A 3184-nucleotide genomic window follows, 5' to 3' on the forward strand; every position below is an offset into this window, starting at 1 on the left:
TGCCTTCGGCGACGGAGGTCTTTTGTCATACACAAAATCAAATGATAAATTGTAAAATTAAACATTTTTACTTAATAGTGTAGATTGATTTTTACTTCTATTTTTTCATAGCTTACTTTACACTATCAATCATAGATAACCAACATGTAACTTAAACTTATGTGTTACTTATTTCTATTAAAATGCTAAACTCAAAGTTAACAAGTATGGATGGTTATTCCAATTAAATATTTGACTTATTAGATAAACATATTTACAAATTTTCTAGAACTTTAAGTGGATATCTTCTCTAGAAATCAAATTCATTTTTGTACCCACAAGGGGCATAATATGAAGCAGGCATTTAAAAATAAGCTGCTAAAGTACTTAATGGAAGCTAGTTCCACATTAGCTTGTCTCAATGAAATTGGGAGCAAGCTAATGTGGATGCAAGCTTCAATTTAGTACTTTCAGCGAAATTTTCATAGTCCTGAGGAACAAAAATGTATTTGATTTCGGTAAGTTATCACTTAATTCTAAGTTACATGTTGTAAATATATTTCTCTAATTAAAAAATCTTTATCTGCAATTATATCATTCTAGATTAGCTAATGTATATGTACTTTAGTAACGTATATTTTGTGCACGCATAATATAAAAATGAATCAATCCATAAGTTTAACTTCTTTTTTACCATTTCATAAATTTAAATTAATATTCCTATAGTAACCTTAGTGTATAAGAAATTTTAAAGGATGGTGTGAAAATGCAAACTAAAAAATTATCAGTTTGTACTTACCATATCAACATAGTTAAGAACATTTTGAAGAAAATCAATTCAATTAAAAAATCAACATTATTAGGAATATCAATTGTTTCATTGCTATTATTCATTTTTTTCACTATAATTGCTGATTTCTATGAAACTTTAAATAATGCTAGTAATAAAAATGCTGCTATTTCTGAATTTAAATTAGATATAAATCGGCTTAGTGAAACAGCCGGAATTATTGAAGAAGAAAGGCAGTCAAATTATACTTACAAAACAAATCTCTTTGGCTCTGATGGAAATATAATAGACAATAATGGTCTTTCATCTGATTTAATAACGGCCTTAGTTAAGATTGGTGATTCAAACAATGATAAAAATATTTCTAGCGAAGAGTTAAAAACTCTAAAAATAATGAAATTAAAGCCTGATGCTTTTCGAAGTGAACTTAAAAATTTACAATATAATCTGCAATCACCTGATTGTAACTTAAATAACTATGTAGTTATAACCCAAGGAAAATACGCTGGTACAATACTTTACAATGGACCTATTAAGTTTGTGGATAATGATAATAAACGATATTTCGGGTTAGAACTATACAATTAATGCAATTTAACTTTACTAATAGATATAAATATACCTAATCATCATCGATCCCTGTAACACAAAAAAAACATCAGCATTATCATAATGTTGATGTTTTTTATTTAGGAAAGCTTTATAATTAAGGAAGCATACCGGGAAGAAAGATATGATTATTTATTAAATCAATACTCATATTTTTCGTTAAAATCCTTGTATGAAATACTCCCTATCTGTCTATTCACATTAAGATTTATATCTCAAAAATTTTAATATTCTAAACTTCAAAAATATTGCTTATTCTAGCAATCTTTATCATTTGGAACATTTGTAGGATCTTCAATTAAAGTAGTGAAGAAATAATCATGATCATGTCCATCATTAACAGAAGTTTCTCCCTTTACTAAATGAATGTGTTTTCCACCTGGAAGAGAAATTGCTGGACCAGTAGTATCGCAAACAGAATGAAAATGATCACAAAAAGTATCTGTAAGTGTTTCAATTTTATGAACATGAGAGTTACCACATCTAATTGCAGGTCCAGTTACACCGGCTATACGATGATTATGAATTATGCACTCTTCATCTTTTGCATAGTCTGTACTTGATAAAAATTCATGGTTATGATTTTTAACCAATACACATTTTTCTGCACATTGATTATTTCCTGAATAATGTTCCTTATAGTTTTTTCCCTTTTTAAAATTGTACCCCATTCCATTTCCTCCTTAGTTGTTCATGATATAACATTTTATGTTATATCAAATATTTATGTGCAAAAAAAATAAAGGATGTAGTTACAATATTGTTAACTACATCCTTATATGACAAACTTGAGAGAGAGAGTTATTGTATGGGGGTTTGTATGTTTATATTATAACATCACATTATAAAATAGTAAATACTAATTAATAATTTTTATCTATTAGTATTAAATAGAACAAAGCGGCTACGTCACGTTCCTTTTCAATCACATTTTTACAAGCCAACCTCTTCTTAACCATTGATATAATTGGCTTTAAAAATACAAAAATTTTATACTTTCCTATACAAAAATAAAAGCAGTTTAAATCTAAAATTTAACCTGCCTTTATCAATCACTACTTAACTTGCAAAAACTCATCATAGTTGTCCAATCTGTCCTCCCGGTTGTTCTTTTTTAACCAAATGCTGTAGTTTAAAATATTATCTTCTAAATTTTTTATACTAATAATTCTTATAATTTTCCCATTTACTTTCTTCCTTCCATAAGATATATCGCTCTTAATTAAACTAAGCATTTTCATCCCTCCTCATATAATTTTCATTACTTCTTAAATTATTTTCTTCTTCATAAACATATATTAACATATTTTTTATAAACATTCTATGTTATTTAATAACAATTATCATTTATCGTTCGACATATTAAATTTCTAAATTAACTATGCACTAATTGGTTATATTTTCTATATTCATGTCAATACTGTAATATAAGTGAGGTGTTTGTATGGTAATAATAATCTTAATATCTTTGACTTTTGTAGGCATTAGCTTATTCTTAAGCTCTATCCAAAGAAAGAATTCAGATGATTATATGAAAGATATCCAAAAAGAGTTATCTAATGAATTAAAGATAATAAAATAGACAGTTTAGTTCTATAGGATCTGGTTTAATTTGTAGTTTATCAAAAAAGCAGCTATTTAACTAGCTGCTTTTCACTCTATAAATAATTTTGAAGGTATTAAATATACTAAGATAAAAGGGGTGGGGATTACTATTTCTAGTATGTTTTTATAATAACACACTGTTATAAAATAATCAATAGTAATTAATAATCTTTATCGTTTAATTTCAAATAATATATAAGC

General features: G+C 26.5%; 4 protein-coding genes. 2 read left to right on the top strand and 2 right to left on the bottom strand.

Annotated features, from left to right (window positions below):
* The first annotated feature begins 745 nt into the window (after positions 1-745).
* Positions 746-1357 carry a hypothetical protein gene (locus CLCHR_RS24035; protein WP_079442459.1) on the top strand — a complete coding sequence of 204 codons (612 nt, stop codon included), beginning with the start codon at positions 746-748 and terminating at the stop codon, positions 1355-1357.
* A 278-nt stretch (positions 1358-1635) separates the two neighbouring features.
* On the opposite strand, the gene CLCHR_RS24040 is transcribed toward CLCHR_RS24035, so the two are convergent.
* Together CLCHR_RS24040 and CLCHR_RS24045 are read right to left on the bottom strand one after the other, a co-directional pair.
* Positions 1636-2049 carry a YmaF family protein gene (locus CLCHR_RS24040; protein WP_079442460.1) on the bottom strand — a complete coding sequence of 138 codons (414 nt, stop codon included), beginning with the start codon at positions 2047-2049 and terminating at the stop codon, positions 1636-1638.
* Positions 2050-2433: 384 nt separating this feature from the next.
* Positions 2434-2613 (bottom strand): hypothetical protein, encoded by a 180-nt coding sequence (locus tag CLCHR_RS24045; protein WP_079442461.1) that lies wholly within the window; start codon positions 2611-2613, stop codon positions 2434-2436.
* Positions 2614-2822: 209 nt separating this feature from the next.
* Between CLCHR_RS24045 and CLCHR_RS25055 the strand changes: the two genes are divergently transcribed.
* Positions 2823-2960, top strand: a complete 138-nt coding sequence (locus CLCHR_RS25055) for a hypothetical protein (protein WP_160361132.1) — start codon at positions 2823-2825, stop codon at positions 2958-2960.
* Positions 2961-3184 lie beyond the last annotated feature (224 nt).

This window comes from Clostridium chromiireducens (assembly GCF_002029255.1).
GTDB classification, from domain to species: Bacteria; Bacillota; Clostridia; order Clostridiales; family Clostridiaceae; genus Clostridium; species Clostridium chromiireducens.